At 39.8% G+C, this 22,354-nt stretch carries 35 protein-coding genes; 7 read left to right on the top strand and 28 right to left on the bottom strand.

Annotated elements, in window-relative coordinates; all coding sequences use genetic code 11:
* Positions 1-10 precede the first annotated feature (10 nt).
* From rpsK to lsrR, 28 genes are all read right to left on the bottom strand, one after another.
* Entirely contained in the window at positions 11-400 is a 390-nt protein-coding gene (gene rpsK, locus DV356_RS00440) for a 30S ribosomal protein S11 (RefSeq protein WP_005543603.1), read from the bottom strand.
* Positions 401-415: 15 nt separating this feature from the next.
* Positions 416-772 carry a 30S ribosomal protein S13 gene (rpsM, locus tag DV356_RS00435; protein ID WP_005648406.1) on the bottom strand — a complete coding sequence of 119 codons (357 nt, stop codon included), beginning with the start codon at positions 770-772 and terminating at the stop codon, positions 416-418.
* Positions 773-911: 139 nt separating this feature from the next.
* On the bottom strand, positions 912-1,025 hold the full coding sequence (gene rpmJ / locus DV356_RS00430) for a 50S ribosomal protein L36 (protein ID WP_005625868.1): 114 nt from the start codon (positions 1,023-1,025) through the stop codon (positions 912-914).
* Positions 1,026-1,053: 28 nt separating this feature from the next.
* Positions 1,054-2,379: a preprotein translocase subunit SecY gene (gene secY, locus DV356_RS00425; protein WP_005652382.1), complete on the bottom strand. Its 1,326-nt coding sequence runs from the start codon at positions 2,377-2,379 to the stop codon at positions 1,054-1,056.
* 7 nt (positions 2,380-2,386) lie between these two features.
* Complete coding sequence (rplO, locus tag DV356_RS00420) at positions 2,387-2,821, bottom strand: 50S ribosomal protein L15 (RefSeq protein WP_050848529.1); 435 nt, start codon at positions 2,819-2,821, stop codon at positions 2,387-2,389.
* A gap of 3 nt (positions 2,822-2,824) precedes the next feature.
* Positions 2,825-3,004 carry a 50S ribosomal protein L30 gene (gene rpmD / locus DV356_RS00415; protein WP_005543631.1) on the bottom strand — a complete coding sequence of 60 codons (180 nt, stop codon included), beginning with the start codon at positions 3,002-3,004 and terminating at the stop codon, positions 2,825-2,827.
* Positions 3,005-3,010: 6 nt separating this feature from the next.
* On the bottom strand, positions 3,011-3,511 hold the full coding sequence (rpsE, locus tag DV356_RS00410; RefSeq protein WP_005625871.1) for a 30S ribosomal protein S5: 501 nt from the start codon (positions 3,509-3,511) through the stop codon (positions 3,011-3,013).
* 14 nt (positions 3,512-3,525) lie between these two features.
* A complete protein-coding gene (rplR, locus tag DV356_RS00405) occupies positions 3,526-3,879 on the bottom strand; it encodes a 50S ribosomal protein L18 (RefSeq protein WP_005625873.1) in 354 nt (117 codons plus the stop codon).
* Positions 3,880-3,892: 13 nt separating this feature from the next.
* Complete coding sequence (gene rplF / locus DV356_RS00400; RefSeq protein WP_005648412.1) at positions 3,893-4,426, bottom strand: 50S ribosomal protein L6; 534 nt, start codon at positions 4,424-4,426, stop codon at positions 3,893-3,895.
* Positions 4,427-4,441: 15 nt separating this feature from the next.
* Positions 4,442-4,834, bottom strand: coding sequence for a 30S ribosomal protein S8 (rpsH, locus tag DV356_RS00395; protein ID WP_005625877.1), 393 nt, complete (start codon positions 4,832-4,834; stop codon positions 4,442-4,444).
* Positions 4,835-4,870: 36 nt separating this feature from the next.
* Positions 4,871-5,176 carry a 30S ribosomal protein S14 gene (gene rpsN / locus DV356_RS00390; protein WP_005625879.1) on the bottom strand — a complete coding sequence of 102 codons (306 nt, stop codon included), beginning with the start codon at positions 5,174-5,176 and terminating at the stop codon, positions 4,871-4,873.
* A gap of 11 nt (positions 5,177-5,187) precedes the next feature.
* Positions 5,188-5,727, bottom strand: a complete 540-nt coding sequence (gene rplE / locus DV356_RS00385; protein ID WP_005625881.1) for a 50S ribosomal protein L5 — start codon at positions 5,725-5,727, stop codon at positions 5,188-5,190.
* 17 nt (positions 5,728-5,744) lie between these two features.
* Positions 5,745-6,056 carry a 50S ribosomal protein L24 gene (gene rplX / locus DV356_RS00380; protein ID WP_005635734.1) on the bottom strand — a complete coding sequence of 104 codons (312 nt, stop codon included), beginning with the start codon at positions 6,054-6,056 and terminating at the stop codon, positions 5,745-5,747.
* A gap of 10 nt (positions 6,057-6,066) precedes the next feature.
* The gene (rplN, locus tag DV356_RS00375; protein ID WP_005548786.1) at positions 6,067-6,438 is read right to left on the bottom strand and encodes a 50S ribosomal protein L14; all 372 of its coding nucleotides are present in this window, start codon (positions 6,436-6,438) and stop codon (positions 6,067-6,069) included.
* A gap of 280 nt (positions 6,439-6,718) precedes the next feature.
* Complete coding sequence (locus DV356_RS00370) at positions 6,719-7,342, bottom strand: hypothetical protein (RefSeq protein WP_118806496.1); 624 nt, start codon at positions 7,340-7,342, stop codon at positions 6,719-6,721.
* Between the two features lie 389 nt (positions 7,343-7,731).
* Positions 7,732-7,989 (bottom strand): 30S ribosomal protein S17, encoded by a 258-nt coding sequence (rpsQ, locus tag DV356_RS00365; RefSeq protein WP_005625886.1) that lies wholly within the window; start codon positions 7,987-7,989, stop codon positions 7,732-7,734.
* Positions 7,989-8,180: a 50S ribosomal protein L29 gene (gene rpmC, locus DV356_RS00360; RefSeq protein ID WP_005625888.1), complete on the bottom strand. Its 192-nt coding sequence runs from the start codon at positions 8,178-8,180 to the stop codon at positions 7,989-7,991. Before rpmC ends, rpsQ begins: the two co-directional genes overlap by 1 nt.
* Positions 8,180-8,590 (bottom strand): 50S ribosomal protein L16, encoded by a 411-nt coding sequence (rplP, locus tag DV356_RS00355; protein ID WP_005648425.1) that lies wholly within the window; start codon positions 8,588-8,590, stop codon positions 8,180-8,182. Before rplP ends, rpmC begins: the two co-directional genes overlap by 1 nt.
* A 13-nt stretch (positions 8,591-8,603) precedes the next feature.
* Positions 8,604-9,311, bottom strand: coding sequence for a 30S ribosomal protein S3 (gene rpsC / locus DV356_RS00350; protein WP_005625894.1), 708 nt, complete (start codon positions 9,309-9,311; stop codon positions 8,604-8,606).
* Positions 9,312-9,328: 17 nt separating this feature from the next.
* The gene (gene rplV, locus DV356_RS00345; RefSeq protein WP_118806369.1) at positions 9,329-9,661 is read right to left on the bottom strand and encodes a 50S ribosomal protein L22; all 333 of its coding nucleotides are present in this window, start codon (positions 9,659-9,661) and stop codon (positions 9,329-9,331) included.
* An 11-nt stretch (positions 9,662-9,672) separates the two neighbouring features.
* On the bottom strand, positions 9,673-9,948 hold the full coding sequence (rpsS, locus tag DV356_RS00340; RefSeq protein ID WP_005539416.1) for a 30S ribosomal protein S19: 276 nt from the start codon (positions 9,946-9,948) through the stop codon (positions 9,673-9,675).
* A gap of 25 nt (positions 9,949-9,973) precedes the next feature.
* Positions 9,974-10,795, bottom strand: coding sequence for a 50S ribosomal protein L2 (gene rplB / locus DV356_RS00335; protein WP_005652371.1), 822 nt, complete (start codon positions 10,793-10,795; stop codon positions 9,974-9,976).
* Positions 10,796-10,812: 17 nt separating this feature from the next.
* On the bottom strand, positions 10,813-11,112 hold the full coding sequence (gene rplW / locus DV356_RS00330) for a 50S ribosomal protein L23 (protein WP_005632756.1): 300 nt from the start codon (positions 11,110-11,112) through the stop codon (positions 10,813-10,815).
* Positions 11,109-11,711 (bottom strand): 50S ribosomal protein L4, encoded by a 603-nt coding sequence (gene rplD / locus DV356_RS00325; RefSeq protein ID WP_005652369.1) that lies wholly within the window; start codon positions 11,709-11,711, stop codon positions 11,109-11,111. The genes rplW and rplD overlap by 4 nt, the downstream gene beginning before the upstream one ends.
* Positions 11,712-11,726: 15 nt before the next feature.
* The gene (rplC, locus tag DV356_RS00320) at positions 11,727-12,353 is read right to left on the bottom strand and encodes a 50S ribosomal protein L3 (protein WP_005632753.1); all 627 of its coding nucleotides are present in this window, start codon (positions 12,351-12,353) and stop codon (positions 11,727-11,729) included.
* A 16-nt stretch (positions 12,354-12,369) separates the two neighbouring features.
* Positions 12,370-12,681: a 30S ribosomal protein S10 gene (rpsJ, locus tag DV356_RS00315; protein WP_001181005.1), complete on the bottom strand. Its 312-nt coding sequence runs from the start codon at positions 12,679-12,681 to the stop codon at positions 12,370-12,372.
* Positions 12,682-12,954: 273 nt separating this feature from the next.
* On the bottom strand, positions 12,955-14,505 hold the full coding sequence (gene lsrK / locus DV356_RS00310) for an autoinducer-2 kinase (protein ID WP_422567860.1): 1,551 nt from the start codon (positions 14,503-14,505) through the stop codon (positions 12,955-12,957).
* Positions 14,506-14,574: 69 nt separating this feature from the next.
* Positions 14,575-15,540 (bottom strand): transcriptional regulator LsrR, encoded by a 966-nt coding sequence (gene lsrR, locus DV356_RS00305; RefSeq protein WP_005685969.1) that lies wholly within the window; start codon positions 15,538-15,540, stop codon positions 14,575-14,577.
* Positions 15,541-15,774: 234 nt separating this feature from the next.
* Between lsrR and lsrA the strand changes: the two genes are divergently transcribed.
* The 7 genes from lsrA to DV356_RS00270 all read left to right on the top strand — a co-directional run bounded on the left by lsrA (position 15,775) and on the right by DV356_RS00270 (position 22,336).
* Complete coding sequence (gene lsrA / locus DV356_RS00300) at positions 15,775-17,286, top strand: autoinducer 2 ABC transporter ATP-binding protein LsrA (protein WP_118806367.1); 1,512 nt, start codon at positions 15,775-15,777, stop codon at positions 17,284-17,286.
* Between the two features lie 10 nt (positions 17,287-17,296).
* Positions 17,297-18,277, top strand: a complete 981-nt coding sequence (lsrC, locus tag DV356_RS00295; RefSeq protein WP_005685965.1) for an autoinducer 2 ABC transporter permease LsrC — start codon at positions 17,297-17,299, stop codon at positions 18,275-18,277.
* Positions 18,278-18,320: 43 nt separating this feature from the next.
* On the top strand, positions 18,321-19,325 hold the full coding sequence (lsrD, locus tag DV356_RS00290; protein ID WP_005685963.1) for an autoinducer 2 ABC transporter permease LsrD: 1,005 nt from the start codon (positions 18,321-18,323) through the stop codon (positions 19,323-19,325).
* Between the two features lie 35 nt (positions 19,326-19,360).
* A complete protein-coding gene (gene lsrB / locus DV356_RS00285) occupies positions 19,361-20,377 on the top strand; it encodes an autoinducer 2 ABC transporter substrate-binding protein LsrB (protein ID WP_118806366.1) in 1,017 nt (338 codons plus the stop codon).
* A gap of 15 nt (positions 20,378-20,392) precedes the next feature.
* Positions 20,393-21,277 carry a 3-hydroxy-5-phosphonooxypentane-2,4-dione thiolase gene (gene lsrF / locus DV356_RS00280; protein ID WP_005685959.1) on the top strand — a complete coding sequence of 295 codons (885 nt, stop codon included), beginning with the start codon at positions 20,393-20,395 and terminating at the stop codon, positions 21,275-21,277.
* A gap of 64 nt (positions 21,278-21,341) precedes the next feature.
* The gene (lsrG, locus tag DV356_RS00275; RefSeq protein WP_112118992.1) at positions 21,342-21,647 is read left to right on the top strand and encodes a (4S)-4-hydroxy-5-phosphonooxypentane-2,3-dione isomerase; all 306 of its coding nucleotides are present in this window, start codon (positions 21,342-21,344) and stop codon (positions 21,645-21,647) included.
* Positions 21,644-22,336 (top strand): beta/alpha barrel domain-containing protein, encoded by a 693-nt coding sequence (locus tag DV356_RS00270; RefSeq protein ID WP_005685955.1) that lies wholly within the window; start codon positions 21,644-21,646, stop codon positions 22,334-22,336. The genes lsrG and DV356_RS00270 overlap by 4 nt, the downstream gene beginning before the upstream one ends.
* Positions 22,337-22,354 lie beyond the last annotated feature (18 nt).

Raw genomic sequence — 22,354 nt, 5'->3', positions numbered from 1 at the left:
CCTATACGTCTTAAACACGACGTTTTTTCGGTGGACGACAACCGTTATGAGGAATCGGAGTCACATCAGTAATATTCGTGATACGGAAACCCGCTGCGTTTAACGCGCGAATTGTAGATTCACGACCTGGACCCGGACCTTTAACCATAACTTCCAAGTTCTTTAAGCCAAATTCTTTAACGATTTCAGCACAACGCTCTGCCGCAACTTGCGCTGCGAACGGAGTTGATTTACGAGAACCACGGAAACCTGAACCACCTGCAGTTGCCCAAGCTAGAGCATTACCTTGACGGTCAGTAATAGTAACGATTGTATTATTGAAAGATGCGTGAATATGTGCTACGCCATCTACAACTTGTTTTTTTACACGTTTACGTGCACGAACTGGTGTTTTAGCCATTCTTATTTACCCCGACTATTTTTTGATCGGCTTACGTGGACCCTTACGGGTACGCGCATTAGTTTTAGTACGTTGACCACGTACTGGTAAACTACGACGATGACGTAAACCACGATAGCATCCTAAGTCTAAAAGACGTTTGATGTTTAGTGTTACTTCACGACGTAAGTCACCTTCAACGGTAAATTTACCAACTTCGTCACGCAGTTTGTCAATCTGCTCTTCAGACAATTCTCTGATCTTAACATCTTCAGCAATACCCGCTGCTGCACAAATAGCTTGTGAACGAGTTTTACCAATACCGTAAATGGCAGTTAAAGCGATTACAGCGTGTTTATGATCAGGAATGTTAATGCCTGCAATACGGGCCACTATGCACTCCTATATTTTAATTAATTTGATATTCTGATCTTGAAAAGCCCGTTTTCAGGATACTCAAACAGAATATCAAGGACATAAATGAGTTGAGCAGTATAACTACTCAACTGGTTCTTGGCAAGAAAAATGTTAATTAACCTTGACGTTGTTTGTGTTTAGGGTCGCTACACAATACGCGTACAACACCCTCACGTTTAACAATCTTACAGTTACGACACATTTTCTTTACGGAAGCACGAACTTTCATTGCTTATCCTTTTACTTTAAATGAACAATTATTGTCCAAAACCCTTAAGGTTTGCTTTTTTCAACGCAGATTCATATTGAGAAGACATTAAATGACTTTGAACCTGAACGATGAAATCCATAATTACAACGACTACAATTAAAAGAGATGTTCCACCGAAGTAAAATTTAACATCCCAAGCCGATGTCATAATATAAGGAACTAAACATACAAACGTTACATAGAGACCGCCAATTAATGTAAGACGAGTCATCACTTTATCAATATAACGTGATGTTTGTTCACCGGGTCTAATTCCTGGAATAAATGCACCAGATTTTTTTAGATTATCTGCTGTATCACGAGGATTATATTGCATTGCTGTATAGAAAAAACTGAAGAAAATAATTGCAACAGCATAAACAAGCAAATAAAGTGGTTGGCCAGGATTCAATAACATTGATAAATTATTTAACCATTCAAATTTATCATTTTGCCCAAACCATTGTGTTAATGTAGCTGGGAATAAAATAATACTTGAAGCAAAAATTGCTGGCATTACATTTGCCATATTCACTTTCAATGGTAAATGTGTTGAATGACCACCTAAAATTTGACGACCTTGCTGACGCTTCGCATATTCAACGCGAATTCTACGTTGTCCTCTTTCAACAAAAACAACAAAATAAGTTACTGCAAATACAATAGCTGCGATCAGAAGAAGAACTAATGGATGCATCTGTCCTTGACGAGCCTGCTCAATAGTTTGAAGAATAGCCGATGGTAAACCAGCTACAATACCGCCAAAAACAAGAATTGAAATACCGTTACCAATACCTCTTTCAGTTATTTGCTCACCCAACCACATAAGGAACATTGTCCCAGTGACTAAACTAACAACTGAAGTGAAGTAAAAACTAAATCCAACATTTGGCACTAAGCCAGACAGCATATTTGGTAAGCCTGTTGAAATAGCTACTGCCTGAATCGTTGCAAAAACAACTGTCGCATAACGAGTATATTTAGAAATTTTACGCTGACCAGCAGCACCTTCTTTCTTTAATTCTGCTAAAGCAGGAGAAACCGTTGCAAGCAATTGAATTACAATAGATGCCGATATATATGGCATGATTCCTAATGCTAAAATGGATGCACGGCTTAGAGCACCACCAGAGAACATGTTAAACATGTCAATGATAGTGCCTTTTTGTTGTTCAACTAATTGAGCTAGAACAGCCGCATCAATACCAGGAACCGGAATGAATGAACCAATTCGATAAACGATAAGTGCACCTAAAACGAAAAGTAATCGGCTTTTTAATTCACCTTTACCGCTATTAGTACTTCTTGCTTGATAACCTGGTTGTTTAGCCATTTGCTAATTATTCCTCAATTGAACCGCCAGCAGCTTCAATTGCTGCTTTTGCACCTTTAGTTACACGTAAACCGCGTACCGTTACTGCAGATTTCACTTCTCCAGCTAAAATTACTTTAGCGAATTGGATATCTTTAGTTAAGATATTTGCTGCTTTTAATGTTTCTAAAGTTACTACATTACCTTCAACTTTGGTTAATTCATTTAAACGAACTTCTGCAGTCACTGCAGATTTCATTGAAGTAAAACCAAATTTTGGTAAACGACGGTATAACGGCATTTGACCACCTTCGAAACCGCGACGAACACCGCCACCAGTACGAGATTTTTGACCTTTATGACCGCGGCCACCAGTCTTGCCTAAACCTGAACCAATACCACGACCGAGGCGTTTAGCATTATGCTTTGCACCTTCAGCCGGAGATAGAGTATTTAAACGCATCTCTTACTCCTCCACTTTAACCATGTATGAAACTTGGTTAATCATACCACGTACTGCAGGCGTATCAATTAACTCAACAGTGTGGTGCATATGGCGAAGACCAAGACCACGCAAGGTAGCTTTATGCTTCGGTAAACGAGCAATTGAGCTACGAACTTGTGTTACTTTAATAGTTTTAGCCATTATTCATTACCCCAAGATTTCATCAACAGTTTTACCGCGTTTTGCAGCAACCATTTCTGGTGATTTCATATTTGCTAATGCATCAATAGTTGCACGAACAACGTTAATCGGGTTGGTAGAACCATACGCTTTAGAAAGAACGTTACGTACACCTGCAACTTCCAACACCGCACGCATTGCACCACCAGCGATGATACCTGTACCTTCACTTGCTGGCTGCATAAATACACGTGAACCAGTATGAACACCTTTAACTGGATGTTGTAATGTACCTTCATTTAAAGCGACATTAATCATATTGCGACGTGCTTTTTCCATCGCTTTTTGGATCGCTGCTGGAACTTCGCGAGCTTTACCATAACCAAAACCTACTCGGCCATTACCATCGCCCACCACTGTTAATGCAGTGAAACTCATAATACGACCACCTTTTACAGTTTTTGATACACGGTTTACTGCGATTAGCTTCTCTTGCAGTTCACCAACTTGTTTTTCGATGTTTGACATCTCAATTTACCTCATTAGAACTGTAGACCAGCTTCACGTGCAGCGTCCGCTAAAGTTTGGACACGTCCATGATATTTAAAACCGGAACGATCAAAAGCAACAGCTTGAACGCCTTTTGCTAATGCGCGTTCTGCAACAGCTTTACCTACTGCTGCAGCAGCATCTTTATTACCGGTGTATTTTACTTGCTCACGAATTGCTTTCTCAACAGTTGAAGCAGCGGCAAGCACTTCTGAACCGTTTGGTGCAATAACTTGTGCATAAATATGACGTGGAGTGCGGTGAATAACTAAACGAGTTACACCTTGCTCTCTCATCATATGACGTGCACGAGCTGCACGACGGATACGAGCTGATTTCTTATCCATAGTGTTACCTTAATTATTTCTTCTTAGCCTCTTTGATACGTACCACTTCATCAGCGTAACGTACCCCTTTACCTTTATAAGGCTCAGGACGGCGATAAGCACGAATATCTGCTGCAACTTGACCGATCAACTGTTTGTCTGCACCTTTCAACACGATTTCGGTTTGAGATGGACATTCTGCAGTAATACCTACCGGCAAAGTGTGCTCTACTGGGTGAGAATAGCCTAAACTTAATGCAATTGCGTTACCTTTAAGTTGAGCTCTGTAACCTACACCCACCAATACTAATTTTTTAATGAAACCTTCAGTAACACCGATAACCATTGCATTAACTAATGCACGTGCAGTACCCGATTGAGCATTTGCTTCAACAAAACCTTCACGTGGAGTGAACGTAAATTGTCCGTTATCTTGTTTTACTTCAACTGATTCATGAATTTTGCGAGATAACTCGCCATTTTTACCTTTTACTGTTAATAGCTGACCGTCGAGTTTAACTTCAACGCCGGCAGGAATATTAACAGGTGCCTTTGCAACACGAGACATTTTCCTACCCCTCTATTAAGCTACATAACAGATGATCTCACCGCCTAAACCTGCTTGACGAGCAGCACGGTCAGTCATAACACCTTTAGATGTAGAAATAACTGCAACACCTAAACCGCCCATAACTTTTGGTAATTCATCTTTACGTTTGTAAATACGAAGACCAGGACGACTTACACGTTGGATGCTTTCTACAACTGGTTTGCCTTGGAAATATTTTAAAGTAATTTCCAATTCAGGTTTAGCACCTTCTAAAACTTTTACGCTTTCGATATAACCTTCAGCAGCTAATACGTTGGCAATTGCCACTTTTAGCTTGGAAGAAGGCATATTGATTGCAACTTTGTTCGCAGCTTGACCGTTACGAATACGGGTCAGCATATCTGCGATTGGATCTTGCATACTCATTGTACTTTTTCTCCGATTCCAAAATAAAGTGGTATATTACCAGCTCGCTTTTTTAAGGCCTGGGATTTCACCGCGCATTGCAGCTTCACGAACCTTAATTCGGCTTAAACCAAACTTACGTAAAACGCCATGAGGACGTCCAGTTTGGCGGCAACGGTTACGTTGACGAGATGGGCTAGAATCACGTGGTAAAGTTTGTAACTTTAACACTGCATCCCAACGATCTTCATCAGAGGCATTGACATCAGAAATGATTTTCTTTAATTCAACACGTTTTGCGTAGAATTTTTCAGCCAATTTAACGCGTTTTACATCGCGTGCTTTCATTGATTGTTTAGCCATTATAACCTGCCTTATTTACGGAATGGGAAATTAAAGGCAGCAAGTAGTGCTTGACCTTCTTCATCATTCTTAGCAGTAGTTGTGATAGTGATATCTAAACCACGTACACGATCTACTTTATCGTAATCGATTTCAGGGAAGATGATTTGTTCACGCACACCCATGCTATAGTTACCACGACCATCGAATGATTTCGCACTTAAGCCGCGGAAGTCACGAATACGTGGAACAGCAATTGTAATCAAACGTTCAAAGAACTCCCACATACGCTCACCGCGTAGTGTTACTTTACAACCGATTGGATATCCCTGACGGATTTTAAAGCCAGCAACAGATTTACGAGCTTTAGTTACTAAAGGTTTTTGACCGCTGATTGCTGCTAAGTCCGCTACTGCGTTGTCTAGCAATTTTTTGTCGGTCAATGCTTCACCCACACCCATATTCAGGGTAATCTTTTCGATTCGTGGGACTTGCATGACAGATTTGTAGCCGAATTTATTTTTTAATTCGCTTACTACTTGATCTCTGTAGTAATCATGCAGTTTCGCCATCGCATTACTCCAGTTTGTTAGATAATTTCATTGTTAGATTTGAAGAAACGTACTTTTTTGCCGTCTTCGAATCTAAAACCTACACGGTCAGCTTTATTTGTTTTAGGATTGAAAATCGCAACATTTGAAGCGTCAATTGCAGCTTCTTTTTTCACCAAACCACCAGCCTTTCCTAATGCAGGAACTGGTTTTTCATGTTTAGTAATGATGTTGATACCTTCAACAAACACTTTACCGTTTGGTAACACTTTAGTTACCTTGCCACGTTTGCCCTTATCTTTACCAGTAAGAACAATTACTTCATCATTTTGACGGATTTTAGCAGCCATTACATTCCCCTTACAGTACTTCTGGAGCTAAAGAAATGATCTTCATGAATTTCTCAGAACGAAGTTCACGAGTCACTGGTCCAAAAATACGAGTACCGATTGGTTGCTCAGTGTTATTATTTAAAATTACACAAGCGTTACCATCGAAACGAATAACTGAGCCATCTGGGCGACGAACACCCTTCTTGGTGCGCACAACAACTGCTTTTAATACATCACCTTTTTTTACTTTACCGCGTGGAATTGCTTCTTTTACAGTAATTTTGATGATGTCACCAATCGCAGCATAACGACGGTGCGATCCACCTAGAACCTTGATACACATTACGCTGCGAGCGCCTGAATTATCAGCAACATCCAGCATAGTCTGTTCTTGGATCATATTAGTGCTCCGTTAAGATTAAAAAAACACCCTTTCGGGACGAACCCATCCACACTATTCAGATAGAATGGCAGATAGGCGGCGGATTTTATCAAAAGAAAAAGAGAAAGGCAATGATAATTTAGCTTCCTCTTATTGATCTATTTACTAAATAATCCAGTTAAAATTTACCGCACTTTTGGAATTATAAAAATATCCTCATCCTCTCAAAAATTTATCGAATGAAAAATAAACTGCAGAAAAAATGAAACGCTCTCTTCTCTTACCTTAGATAAATTCATCAGTTTTCAGATTTTGGGAAAATTTCCTTGCCTAAAAGCCAAAGATACAGATCGAACTCTTTTAAGTTAAATCTTTCTAATTTATAAAATCTTTGAAAATCTATCAAAACCTCTTTAAATTTTCTGTAATTTTTTAAATCTTTCCTTTTAAAGGCTGAAAATTTATCTACTTTATTAAAATAGAGGAGAACTTGCTCCACATAGCTATCATAAATTGGGAAAGCAATTGGATTATGATGACTACAATATTTAGTTGCAAAAGAGTAAAAATACTTCTCCTTACCACCAATTGTTACTTCTCCTAATTCACGAACTAATTCAATATCACCAGATTTTAAACGTTTATCTAGATCTTTAATACCCAAAATATGCTTTGCAACATAATGAATAGCAAATATATTTGTACTATAAACATTGTTAGGAATATTTATATTATCAAGCACTGGCTCTATAAAAGTATCATCTAACAAATATAATCCTGTTACATATTCTCCTAATAAGATTCCAAAAGTCTCTCGATCATATATATCTGCTTCTGTATCCAAATCATTTTCATCATAAAACTCTGTGATGCCAATCTCCTCCTCTTGATAAGGAAGATCATGTATTAATATATACTTCATTGTATCAGATAAATGGCACCACCACTCCCAATCTTCATTAGAAATATTCCCAGTAGTATCTGTATCATTGATAAGTTCTTCTGGGAATTTATCCTCTGCTAATTTTATCGTTTCTTTACGGGTATCAACGCCTTTGATGAAATTAATTAATCTATGACCCAAATAACGAGTATTCCACTCATCAGAATATTCAAAACCAAGATCTTCAGAAATTTCTCTTAAGTACCATTATTAAAAATATTTTTTTCAGTATTTGTTTAGGTGTTATGTCAATAACACCTAAAAGAAAAAGTGCGGTTAAAATTCATTGAATTTTAACCGCACTTTAAAAACAAAAAAGCCAATAGATTTACACTATTGGCTTTTATTTTATTACTCTTTGTTATTAATTAAGCAATAACTGCTTTCTCAACAACACGAACTAAAGTCCAAGATTTGGTTTTTGATAGAGGGCGACATTCGCGAATCTCTACGGTATCACCAACTTTGGCTTCATTGTTCTCATCGTGTACGTGTAATTTAGTTGTACGACGGATAAATTTACCATATAAAGGGTGTTTTACCTTACGTTCAATAGCAACAACGAAAGATTTTTCCATTTTGTCGCTAACAACTTTACCTTGTACGCTACGAATTTTATCAGTCATTACTCACCCGCCTTTTCGGTTAATACAGTTTTTACACGTGCAATATCACGACGCACTTGTTTAGCCTGATGGGTTTGTTGAAGCTGACCGGTGGCTGTCTGCATACGCAACTTGAATTGTTCACCTAAAAGGTTTACTAATTCAGCATTCAGCTCTTCAACACTTTTTGTACGTAAATCTTGAGCTTTCATTACATCACCGTCTTAGTTACGAAAGTGGTCTTAACTGGCAATTTAGCAGCTGCTAATGCAAATGCGTTTCTTGCTACTTCTTCAGACACACCATCCATTTCATAAAGCACTTTACCCGGTTGGATTAAGGCTACCCAGTACTCAACGTTACCTTTACCTTTACCCATACGGACTTCTAATGGTTTTTCAGTAATTGGTTTATCTGGGAATACACGAATCCAGATTTTACCTTGACGTTTTACTGCACGTGACATTGCACGACGTGCCGCTTCGATTTGACGAGCGGTTAAACGACAACGACCAACTGCTTTTAAACCGTAAGTACCGAAACTAACTTCAGTACCGCTCGCGATACCACGGTTGCGGCCTTTGTGAACTTTACGGAATTTTGTACGTTTTGGTTGCAACATTTAGCGTTTCTCCTTACTTACGACCTTTACCGCGAGGAGCCTTTTTAGGCTTGTCGGCAGGTTGTTGTTCTGATTGCGCAACGGCAGCCATTCCACCAAGAATTTCACCTTTGAAGATCCACACTTTAACGCCGATTACGCCGTAAGTTGTATGAGCTTCTGCAGTGTTATAATCGATGTCCGCACGAAGAGTATGTAGAGGTACGCGACCTTCACGATACCATTCTGAACGTGCGATTTCTGCACCACCTAAACGACCGCTAACCTCAACTTTGATACCTTTAGCACCTAAACGCATAGCACTTTGTACCGCACGTTTCATTGCACGACGGAACATTACACGACGTTCTAATTGAGAAGCGATGCTATCTGCAACTAATTTCGCATCTAATTCAGGTTTTTTCACTTCAGCAATGTTGATTTGAGCAGGAACGCCAGCGATTTTAGACACTGCGTTACGTAATTTTTCAACATCTTCGCCTTTTTTACCGATTACGATACCAGGACGAGCTGTGTGAATAGTTACACGAATACTTTTAGCTGGACGCTCAATAGTAATACGTGAAACTGAAGCATTTGCTAATTCTTTATTTAAGAATTTGCGTACTTTGAAATCGCCTTCAAGATTGTCAGCGAAGTCTTGTGTATTCGCGAACCAAGTAGAGCTCCAAGGTTTAACAATACCTAGGCGAATACCATGTGGATGTACTTTTTGACCCATTGCTATTCCTCTACTTATTAACGATCTGACACAACCACAGTAATGTGGCTAGTACGTTTTAAAATACGATCTGCACGACCTTTAGCACGTGGCATAACACGTTTCATGCTAGGACCTTCATCAACGAAGATTTTAGCAACTTTAAGATCATCGATATCTGCACCGTCATTGTGCTCTGCGTTTGCAATAGCTGATTCTAAAACTTTCTTCACTAAAACTGCTGCTTTTTTGTTAGTGAAAGTTAAAATTTCTAATGCTTGCGCAACTTTTTTACCACGAATTAAATCGGCAACTAAGCGAGCTTTTTGGGCAGAAGTGCGAGCGTAACGATGTTTTGCGATAGTTTCCATCTCTTTACCTCTTATTTCTTAGCTTTCTTATCTGCCGCGTGACCGCGGTATGTACGAGTCGGTGCAAATTCACCAAGCTTATGACCGATCATTTCATCAGATACATAAACAGGAACGTGCTGACGACCATTATGGACTGCGATGGTCAATCCGATCATTGATGGAATGATCATTGAACGACGGGACCAAGTTTTGATTGGTTTTTTATCCCCGCTTTCCACCGCCTTCTCTACCTTCTTCAACAAGTGTAGGTCAAGGAAAGGACCCTTCTTGAGAGAACGTGGCATGGCTAATCCTCTTTAATTTAATCTATTATTTGCCACGACGACGTACGATATATTTATCAGTACGTTTGTTGTGACGAGTTTTCTTACCTTTAGTTTGAACGCCCCAAGGAGTTACTGGGTGTTTACCAAAGTTACGACCTTCACCACCACCGTGTGGGTGATCTACTGGGTTCATTGCAGTACCACGAACTGTAGGGCGAATACCTCTCCAGCGGTTAGCACCAGCTTTACCCAATACGCGAAGCATATGTTCTGAGTTACCAACTTCACCGATTGTAGCAACACATTCCGCTAATACTTTACGCATTTCGCCAGAACGTAAACGTAAAGTTACATAGTTGCCTTCACGTGCGATGATTTGTACATAAGCACCAGCAGAACGAGCGATTTGACCGCCTTTACCTGGTTTTAATTCAACGTTATGTACTGTTGAACCAACTGGGATATTACGCATTGGTAATGAGTTACCCACTTTAATTGGTGAGTTTATGCCAGCTTGGATTTGATCGCCTACTGACAAACCTTTAGGTGCTAAAATATAACGGCGTTCACCATCTTTATAAAGCACTAAAGCAATGTTAGCAGAACGGTTTGGATCATATTCTAAACGCTCAACAACCGCTGGGATGTCTAACTTGTTACGTTTGAAATCGATTAAACGGTAGTGTTGTTTGTGACCGCCACCAATGTGACGAGTAGTAATACGACCATAGTTGTTACGACCACCAGTTTTAGATTTAGTATCTAGAAGAGGTGCGTAAGGTTTACCCTTGTGTAATTCAGGGTTCACGATTTTAACAACGTGACGACGACCAGCGGAGGTCGGCTTACATTTAACGATAGCCATTCTCTAATTTCCTCCGATTACTCTGCACTGTCCACGAAGTCCAAGTTTTGGCCTTCGGCTAAAGTTACATAAGCTTTTTTCCAGTCGCTGCGACGACCCATTTTGTTACCACGGCGTTTAGTTTTACCTTTAACAACCACAGTACGAACTGAATCTACTTTTACTTCAAATAATTGAGCAACCGCAGCAGCAATTTCAGCTTTGTTCGCATCTAAAGCAACTTTAAGTACAACAGTGTTAGATTTTTCAGCATTGTTAGTTGCTTTTTCAGAGATATGTGGTGCACGTAGCACGCTTAGCAAACGTTCTTGACTCATGCTAGGATCTCCTCAATTTGTTTCACAGCATCAACAGTAACAATCACTTTATCGAAAGCGATTAAGCTAACTGGATCGATACCTTGAACATCACGTACATCAACTTTATATAAGTTACGTGCGGCTAAGAATAGATTTTCATCTAAACTTGCTGTGATAATTAACGCATCTTCAACGGCTAAATCTTTTAATTTTTGTACTAAAACTTTAGTTTTTGGTGCATCTAATTCAAATTTTTCCACCACAACCAAACGGTCTTGACGAACTAATTCAGAAAGAATGCTTTTGATAGCACCACGGTACATTTTCTTGTTCACTTTTTGGCTGTGATCTTGTGGTTTAGCCGCGAAGGTTGTACCACCAGAACGCCAGATTGGTGATTTAATATCACCAGCACGAGCACGACCTGTACCTTTTTGACGCCAAGGTTTTTTACCTGAACCAGACACTTCAGCACGAGTTTTTTGTGCACGAGTACCTTGACGCGCACCTGCTGCATAAGCAACAACAACTTGGTGGATCAACGCTTCGTTAAACTCACGTCCGAAGGTAGTTTCAGAAACAGTGAGTGCGTTTGCACCTACAACTTGTAATTCCATCTCTATCTCCTAGACTTATGCTTTAACTGCCGGCTTAACGATAACATCGCCATTGATAGCACCAGGTACAGAACCTTTTACTAATAGCAATTTACGCTCAGCATCTACACGAACAACTTCAAGTGATTGAACAGTTACACGTTCAGCACCTAAATGTCCTGCCATTTTTTTACCTTTAAACACACGACCTGGTGTTTGGTTTTGACCAATAGAACCAAGTACACGATGTGATAAAGAGTTACCGTGTGTAGCATCTTGAGTACGGAAGTTCCAACGTTTAACACCACCTTGGAAACCTTTACCTTTAGAAGTACCAGTAACATCTACTTTTTTAACATCTGCAAAGATGTCTACATTGATTTCTTGACCTAAAGTGAATTCTTCACCTTCAGTACGAAATTCCCATAAACCGCGACCAGCTTCAACACCTGCTTTCACGAAATGACCTGCTTCAGGTTTAGTTACACGATTCGCTTTTTTAGAACCAGTAGTAACTTGAACTGCAGTATAGCCATCGTTTTCAAGAGTTTTAACTTGAGTTACGCGGTTGGCTTCAATTTCGATAACGGTAACTGGTACAGAAACACCGTCTTCATTGAAGATACGGGTCATACCAACTTTACGACCGACTAAACCAATCATTGTAATAACCTCTTAATTAACCTAGGCTGATCTGCACGTCCACGCCGGCAGCCAAATCTAAACGCATTAATGCATCAACAGTTTTTTCTGTTGGCTCTACGATATCTACTAAACGTTTGTGAGTACGAATTTCGTATTGGTCACGTGCGTCTTTGTTTACGTGTGGAGAAATCAACACGGTGAAACGCTCTTTACGAGTTGGTAAAGGAATTGGACCACGAACTTGTGCGCCAGTACGTTTAGCTGTTTCTACGATCTCCGCAGTAGATTGATCGATCAAACGGTGATCGAAAGCTTTTAAGCGGATACGGATTCTTTGGTTCTGCATTAGACCAGAGCTCCAATAAAATTTAGCTAATAAAAAAACTAACACCAATCACAATTCTAACTTCAAAATAGAAAAGGAGGTGCAAGTTACCTGTTATATAGTCTCCAAATCGGAAACATTGTTAGCCTGACATATCGTCATGCCCGTTCAATAAATGATTACATTAAACGGCTTTCATATTGAAAGCCCGCAAATACTACATAAAACCGAAACGGATTGCAAGATATTTATTCAAATAACATACAAAAAGTGCGGTTATTTTCTCATATATTTTTATAAACCCGGAGCTTTCCATAATGACGTTGTTAATCCGTTATCGACTAATTGCAATTGTTTCTTATAGATATCCTGCCAACGAGATTTATGGGCTTGATATAACCTGTGATTGTCGGCATTCGGTTGATGTTGGCGTTCAAATTTCACCAATTTTTTACCAGCTTCAGATAAGGAAGCATAGATACCTACCCCCACACCTGCTGCAATTGCACAACCTAATGCAGTTGCCTCTTTCACAACCGGAATATTAACCGTCAAACCTGTTACATCGGATAAAATTTGGCTCCATAATTTTCCTTTTGCTCCTCCACCGGCAAACACAATAGAGGTTAATCTTACACTAGAAAATTTTTGCACTTGTTCCAAGTTACATGAAGACACTATCGCGGCATTTTCCTCTAATGCACGGAATAAAACCGCTTTATTACATTTATCTGGATCAATAGAAAGATTAATAAAAGAAGGCGCGGCGTGATACCAAGATTTGAAATGCATCGCATCAGAAAAGATAGGAATTACATCATGAGATCCAACTGGTACTTTTTCAGCCATTTGTTCTAAAAGTGCATACGCATCCGTCCCCAATCGTTCAGCCAGCCGCTTTTCTTCATCGCAAAAAGCATCTCGGAACCAACGCATTGTTAATCCGGTAAAAAAACTAATTGATTCGGCTTGAACTAAAGGTGAAATAACATGGGGATTAATACGAACATTCATTTCAGGATCCGTTACAGGATGTGGTAAATTCACCACCTGTTGCCAAAACGTCCCCCCGATAACTGCAGCCTGCTCTGGCTCAGTCACATCTAAACCGATACAGCCTAGTTGAACATCCCCTCCACCGACAATAACAGGTGTCCCCTGCATTAATCCTGTTTGACGGGCTATATCTGCCGTTACGCTACCTAGCAATGTCCCGGTTTCTTTTACCGGTGTTAATATATCTGATACAAGTCCTGCCATATCCAGTAACTCTGCCGACCACTGACGAGTTTTTAAATCCAACATCCCCGTCGTACCAGCATTGGAAGGTTCAACTGCCAACTCCCTACTCAGCATAAATGCCAACCAATCACTAATCATTGAAATAGCTTTCGTTTTACGATAAATATCAGGTCGATGGTGAGCGAGCCATAATAAACGAGGCGCAGCACTTAATGCCAAAGTTTGACCAGAAATAGAATATAAATATGATTCAAATGTATTGTTATAAAGTGTCTTTAACTCTTTGACTTCTTCTACCGCACGCGCATCTACATTGCCACATGCCCAAATCGGTTGTTTTTGTTCATCATAAAGCATGATACCTTCACGCATTGAACAAGTAGAAATCGCCGCAATCTGTCCAGCTTGAATTTGTGATTGTTGCAAAGCCTGACGAATACATTCACAAGTTAATTGCCAGTTATTTTTTAAATCAAATTCCATAGAGCCGGGAATATTAGGATCCGACAAATGCGTCCATTCTCGTTGAGCGGCGGCAATCTGATTACCTTCTATATCAAAAATAACCGCTCTTACACTCCCCGTTCCGGCATCTAATGCCATTAAATAAATTGCTTGCTGTGCATTCATCATTTTCTCCTTTCAATTAAGAAGAAAATAAGCCCTTTATCGCTAAACCAACTGCGCTAACATCATTCGAGCCGTGTTTTCTTCTGTGACTAATGAATTAATATAATTTCCCTGCAATGCGCTTAAAATCGCCTCTACCTTATCTTCTCCGCCCGCAACACCAACGACATTAGAAATTTTCTTTAAATTTTCAAGCGGTACACTAATCAGTTCTTCATGTAATGGCATATCAGGCTGTAAACTTCCGTCTCTACGCATAAAATAGCCCAAAATATCCCCTACTGCGCCCTGGTTACGGATAATTTGCTGTTTTTCCTCCGTGATATAACCCGAACGGAGCAATGTCGCTTGCCCCTTTTGGCGCGTTGCTCCTATACCAACAATTGCCGTATTGGCACTGCATGCGGCAAGCATCATGTCACGAACACAGGCTTCACGTTTAAATAACCTTGCCGCCTCAATGGAAGATGCACGTAAAGGGGCAGGAATAATGCTTACAGAACAGGAACCGTCCAATTGCCCGATCCCTTTCATATAAGGCCCCACCCCACCTGATAAGGTGATCAATTTAATGTTATTGTGGGTAATAAACTCACTTGCATACTTTAATGTCTTCATAATCGTATCGCCGAAACCAATCGCTAAAACTTGATTTGGTTTCATTAATGACATCAACATCTGAGCGGCTCCAACACCTAAACGCTCATTAATTTCATGCTGTTCTAATGTCGGTAAAATACGAATATACTTTAATTGAAAATGTTGTTGTAAGGCTTCTTCTAGCTCAAAACAACCGGTAAAACGAGAGTTAATCTGTACCTTAATGATTCCTAATTGCCGGGCTTTTTCTAATAATCGGGAAACTTTTAAGCGAGGTAGCTTTAATTCTTCTCCAATCTCACTCTGCGTTAAATTATCGTGATAATAAAACCACGCCATTCTGGCAAGCAGCTCTTCTTCCGTCATGTTTTGGGAAAATTCACCGTTATCGTCTATTCGTTCATTCATATTTCATTCCTTCTTTGTCTGATATTATTCATTTGTTTAAAAATTTTATCAATTGTTCTTTTATTAATTTTTACAAAAACGTGAACAAGCTCACATTTCTTGAATATAAATCATAAAAGATCAAAAAATATTCAATTATGTGAGATTGATCACTGTTTTTTCTCATCTTTTCAGATAGAGTTATGCACAAATGATTAATTTAAATTACATTTGTTAATTCAGCGTGGTGAGATTATGTGTGATAAAACTCAAAAATGTCTTCTTTCAGCGCATAACATTGGCAAATCATTTTCCGGTGTTGAAGTCTTGAAAGAGATTAATTTTTCCCTTTTTGAAGGTGAAGTTCATGCGTTATTAGGAGGGAATGGCGCAGGAAAATCGACATTAATGAAAATTATCGCCGGCATTCACCCACAGGACTGCGGTAAGCTCATTATTCATGGTTCGCAACAAAACCGACTTTCCCCTCATAAAGCGCATCAACTCGGTATTTATTTAGTTCCCCAAGAACCTCTTTTATTTCCTAATTTAACGGTGAAGGAAAACATTTTATTTGGTTTATCCCGGGATGCAAAAACAACTGAAAAACTGACCGCACTTTTACAAGAACTAAACTCACACCTCAAACTTGATATGCAGGCAGGTTCTCTTGAGGTTGCCGATCAACAATTAGTAGAAATTATGCGAGGGCTTATGCGCGATGCCTCTATTCTTATTTTGGATGAGCCAACCGCGTCCCTCACGCCAATTGAAACCGATAATTTATTTAAAAAAATTAATTCCTTACTAACAAAAGGCGTGGGGATCATCTTTATTTCCCACAAGTTACCGGAAGTCTGGCAAATATCGCATAGAATCAGTGTTATGCGTGACGGCTATATTGCACTTAATGGAAAAATTGATGAAATCAATAAAGATGACGTTATCAAAGCAATTACACCAAAAGCCAAAAACTCACCACTTAGCGAAACTCAAAAATTATGGCTTGAGCTCCCAGGGCACCAACGAGTAAAAACAACAGATCGCCCACTTCTACAAGTTCATCATTTGACCGGAGAAGGGTTTAAAAACATTTCCTTTGATATTTATCCCGGTGAAATTCTAGGTCTTGCCGGTGTAGTAGGTGCAGGAAGAACAGAATTAGCAGAAACCTTATATGGTTTACGTCAATCAAAGCGCGGTCAGATTCTGTTTGAAAATCAAAAAATCAATCCTCTCTCCATCAAAGAACGGCTCCATAAAGGGATTGTATATCTTCCCGAAGATCGCCAAGCCTCGGGGTTATACCTTGATTCATCACTCACTTGGAATGTGTGTGCGCTAACCTACAACGACACAGGGTTTTGGCTAAATACCTCAAAAGAAAGTGCAATCTTGGAACGTTATCATCGCGCAATCGGAATTAAATTTTCCGATGAACAACAAGCAGTCAAAACACTTTCCGGCGGAAACCAACAAAAAGTACTTATCGCAAAATGTTTAGAGGCGAATCCTTCATTATTGATTGTTGATGAACCAACACGTGGGGTAGATGTTGGCGCTAGAGCGGATATTTATCAATTAATCAAAAATATTGCAAAACAAAATGTTGCCGTTTTATTTATTTCCTCAGATTTAGAGGAAATAGAACAAATGTCTGATCGCGTATTGGTTATGCATGACGGACAAATCAGCGAATCATTATGCGGAGAACAAATTAACACTAACAACATTATGCAAATGGCATTTGGTAGCAATGGGTATTAAGGAGAAAAATATGTGGAAACTCATTCAAGATAATCGCGAATTGACCATTTTAATTGCTATCGGTTTGCTGTTTACCCTATTAGGATTTGTTGGTGCCGGATTTCATTTGCAAACACTCATGATGATTTTTAATTCAGCTCAAATCGTGATTTTACTGGCAATTGGCGCAACCTTTGTCATTTTAACGCGAAATATTGATGTATCAGTCGGTTCCACAATGGGATTAAGTGCAGTTATTGTCGGAAGTCTGCTCAATGCCGGATTAGGACTTGCAAGTGCCTTTACCCTCACTTTACTTTGCGGTTTAACCGCCGGATTACTGAATGGCGTATTAGTTACGCTCTTACGAATCCCTGCTATTGTGGCAACCTTGGGAACATTAGGTTTATATAAAGGAATGATGTTATTGATCACTGGTGGGAAATGGATTGAAGGTTTACCGCAAGACCTAAAAACCTTATCGGCCCCGATTTTTCTAAATATCTCCGTTATTGGCTGGATATTAATTCTCATCATTCTAGCCACTTACTATTTCTTAACAAAATGCTCAACCGGACGGTATTTTTATGCTGTGGGAGACAATTTACAAGGTGCAATGCAACTTGGTGTACCGATTAATCGGGTCAGAATTATTGCCTTTGCAATAAATGGCTTAATGGCTGCCATTGCCGGTATTGTGTTCACGTCTCAAATCGGATTCGTGCCAAACTCAACCGGAAATGGGCTAGAGATGAAAGCGATAGCCGCTTGCGTATTGGGCGGAATTAGTTTGTTAGGTGGTGCCGGTAACTTAATCGGTGCGGTGCTTGGCGCCTATTTCCTCATTCAAATTGATTCTATATTGGTTCTTCTTAAAGTACCGGCTTACTGGAATAACTTCGTTGCGGGTATCGTGCTTTTAGTCGTCTTGGTCTTTGACGGTCGGATCCGAGTCATGATTTCTCACAATCTCAAATTACAACGCTATGCACGATTTTTAAAAGACGACTAGCCCCATTTATTTATCAAAGTGCGGTCATTAAAGGAGAAAGATGATGTTGACGATAAAAAAACATGCTTGGGAATTGACATTGCTACTACTATTAATACTTGAAATTCTTGGATTCGGTCTATTCAATCCCTTAATGCTTGATCTCAACGTACTCTTATATAGTACAAGTGATTTCATCTATATTGGTATGCTGGCACTTCCGTTAACAATGATTATTATCAGTGGGGGAATGGACATTTCTTTCGGTTCAACGGTTGGCTTATGCTCCATAACATTAGGCGTGTTATTTAAATTGGATATTCCGATTAGCCTTGCTATCCCTGCAACCTTTGTTGTGGGGCTACTGTGTGGGTTCATTAATGCAGGACTTATTCTTTATACAAAAGTTAATCCCTTGGTGATCACGCTAGGCACCATGTATCTTTTTGGCGGTGGCGCATTGCTCCTGTCCGGTTTCGCCGGAGCAACCGGTTATGAAGGTATCGGTGGATTCCCTGAATCACTGTTAGAATTTGCCAATCAAACCTTATTAGGAATTCCCACTCCTATTCTTTACTTCATATTAATGACGTTTATTTTCTGGCTACTTATGCACAAAACCAAAATTGGAAGAAGCATTTTTCTAATTGGTCAGAGTGAACGAACTTCTCGTTACAGTGCAGTTCCGATTCAAAAAACACTTTTTCTCATTTACGCATTTATCGGACTTGTTGCCGCTTTTGTCGCAGTGCTATTAGTGTCCTATTTCGGTTCCGCCCGTTCAGATTTAGGCAGCTCATTATTAATGCCGGTACTGACCGCCGTTGTATTGGGTGGCGCCAATATTTATGGTGGCTCAGGCTCAATTATCGGTACCGCTATCGCTGCCCTATTAATTGGTTATTTACAACAAGGTTTACAAATGATCGGTATTCCAAATGAGATTTCAAGCGCCTTATCCGGTGCCTTACTGATTATCGTATTAATCGGCAAATCCGTTAGCTTGCACTACGGTGCAATGATGCAATGGATACGCCGAAAAGCCAAACATCAAGCAGTCGTAGATTAGTCGTTAAACACTCAACCTTAAGAGGAGAACTTGTTATGAAAACTCGTATGAAAATGACCGCGCTTTCCATATTGCTCGGTTTATCTGTGACGACTGCCGCACAAGCAGCAGATCGCATCGCCTTTATCCCCAAATTAGTCGGCGTCGGCTTCTTCACTAGCGGTGGGCAAGGTGCAACTGAAATGGGAAAAACCCTTGGGGTGGATGTTACCTATGACGGTCCTACGGAACCGAGTGTTTCCAATCAAGTACAATTAATTAATAACTTCGTCAATCAAGGCTATAAAGCCATTGTAGTTTCAGCGGTTTCACCTGATGGCTTATGCTCTACATTACAACGAGCGATGAAACGAGGTGTAAAAGTATTAACTTGGGATTCAGACTCTAAACCGGAATGCCGTAGCCACTACATTAACCAAGGAACACCAGAACAATTAGGTTCTATGCTTGTTGAGATGGCATCAAGCCAAATAACCAAACCTAACGCCAAAGTTGCCTTCTTTTATTCCAGTCCAACGGTCACTGATCAAAATCAATGGGTAAAAGAAGCGAAAGCAAAAATCGCTAAAAATCATCCGGAATGGGAAATTGTCACCACTCAATTCGGTTACAACGATGCAATCAAATCACTTCAAACCGCAGAGGGTATTTTAAAAGCTTATCTGGACTTAGATGCCATTATTGCACCGGATGCCAACGCATTACCGGCCGCCGCACAAGCTGCTGAAAACCTCAAAGTAAATCATGTCGCTATCGTTGGTTTTAGCACCCCTAACGTGATGCGACCTTATGTAAAACGAGGCACGGTTAAACAGTTTGGTCTTTGGGATGTCGTACAACAAGGCAAAATTTCCATTGCCGTAGCAAATGATTTGCTGAAAGGCAAGCCGCTTAATGTCGGTGATAAAGTAGAAGTTGAAGGTATTGGCACAATTGAAGTATCTCCAAACAAAGTTCAGGGTTACGAATACGAAGCGAAAGGTAACGGCATTGTGCTATTACCACAACGTGTTGTCTTCACTAAAGACAATATTGATCAGTACAATTTCTAATTAAGGAGCATAACAATGGCAGATTTAGATGATATTCGAGACGGTAAAGATTTTGGTTTGGACAAACCACAAACTCATCAAGCGTTTTATTTAAAAGGCTCAGGTGCGCTGGATTGGGGAATGCAATCCCGTTTAGCCAATATTTTTAATCCCAAAACAGGCAAAACAATTATGTTAGCCTTTGACCATGGCTACTTCCAAGGCCCTACAACCGGGCTTGAACGCATTGATTTAAACATTGCGCCTTTATTTGAATATACCGATGTATTAATGTGTACACGAGGTATTTTACGCAGTGTTGTGCCCCCTAGCGTTCGTAAACCTGTTGCGTTGCGGGCTTCCGGTGCAAATTCAATTTTAACGGAACTCTCCAATGAGGCTATTGCCGTATCCGTTGAAGATGCGCTTCGATTAAACGTTTCCGCTATGGCTGCACAAGTTTATATTGGCTCTCAATATGAACACCAATCTATTAAAAACATTATTCAGTTGGTGGATCAAGGCACCCGCTACGGAATGCCTATTATGGCAGTAACCGGTGTAGGTAAAGATATGGCGCGTGATCAACGTTATTTCTCACTCGCAACCCGTATTGCAGCAGAAATGGGCGCGCATATTATTAAAACTTACTATATTGATAAAGGGTTTGAGCGTGTTACCGCCGGTTGTCCGGTGCCGATTGTGATTGCCGGTGGCAAAAAACTCCCGGAAAATGAAGCCTTAGAAATGTGCTATAAAGCGATTAATCAAGGCGCAGCCGGTGTAGATATGGGACGCAATATTTTCCAATCAGATGCCCCAATCGCGATGTTAAAAGCCGTTAATGCGATTGTTCATGGTGGCGAAAATGCTGAACAGGCATACCAATTATATCTACACGAAAAAAACCATCACTGTTAATCACTAAACATTCCTCTCTTGCTACAACGGAGGAATGTTATTCCACTGAAACTAAGGAGAAATTATGTTTGCTATGCTCGTTGAAATTAATATAAAAGAAGGTAAAGAACAAGAATTTCTTGATGTATTTGAACGCAACCATCTCGGAACACGCCAAGAAAAAGGTAACTTACGCTTTGATGTCTTACGTGACCCAGAAATTCGAACCCGCTTCTATGCTTATGAAGTTTATGAAAATGAACAAGCATTGGCAGAACACAAAAAAACGGAACATTACCAACGTTGTGTGAAAGAACTAGAGCCCTTAATGACGACACATCGAAGCAAAAAAATCTTTGAATGGGTTTTTCCTGAGGAAATTGAAGCATGAACGCAGAAAAAGTGCGGTTGATTTCAGCGTTAAAATCACAGCCAATCAGTGTAGGAATATTGGCGTCCAATTGGCTTAAATTTTCAAAAACACTCAACGTATTAAGCCAAAACCAACTCCGCCTCCTGCATTTTGATATTGCTGACGGGCAATTTTCCCCTTTTTTCACTGTGGGAAGTATGGCGATACAGCAGTTTCCTAACACATTTATAAAAGATGTGCATTTAATGGTAAAAGATCAATTTAACGTTGTTAAAAAATGTGTTGCCGCCGGTGCGGATATTATGACCCTACAAGTTGAAAATACCGTTGATCTGGACAACACATTACAATGGTTAAAAACGCAAAAAACGATATTATGTGGCTTGGCTATTTGTCCTAATACACCTTTAGAATTACTTTATCCCTATTTACCGGATATTGATTTAATCCAAATCTTAACATTGGATCCAAGAACTGGGGAAAAAGCTAATCTTGATCAAATAACCGAACGATTAATCCAATTACTTAACCAACTTCATGATTCAGGGCAGGAAAAACTCATCTCTATTGATGGCTCAATGACATTTGAATTGGCTTCACATTTGAAAAAATATGAGATCGATTGGGTTGTATCGGGTAGTGCTTTGTTTTCATCGGATTCCTTTGAAAAGACCTTGATAGAATGGAAAAAAATGCTGTCCCATTAATACAAAAATGCGGTTGTT

Origin of the sequence: Haemophilus influenzae (assembly GCF_003494325.1) — a bacterium.
Lineage (GTDB): Bacteria > Pseudomonadota > Gammaproteobacteria > Enterobacterales > Pasteurellaceae > Haemophilus > Haemophilus influenzae_I.
Note: the sequence above shows the minus strand (reverse complement) of the source record. Positions and strands in the feature narration are given on the sequence as shown.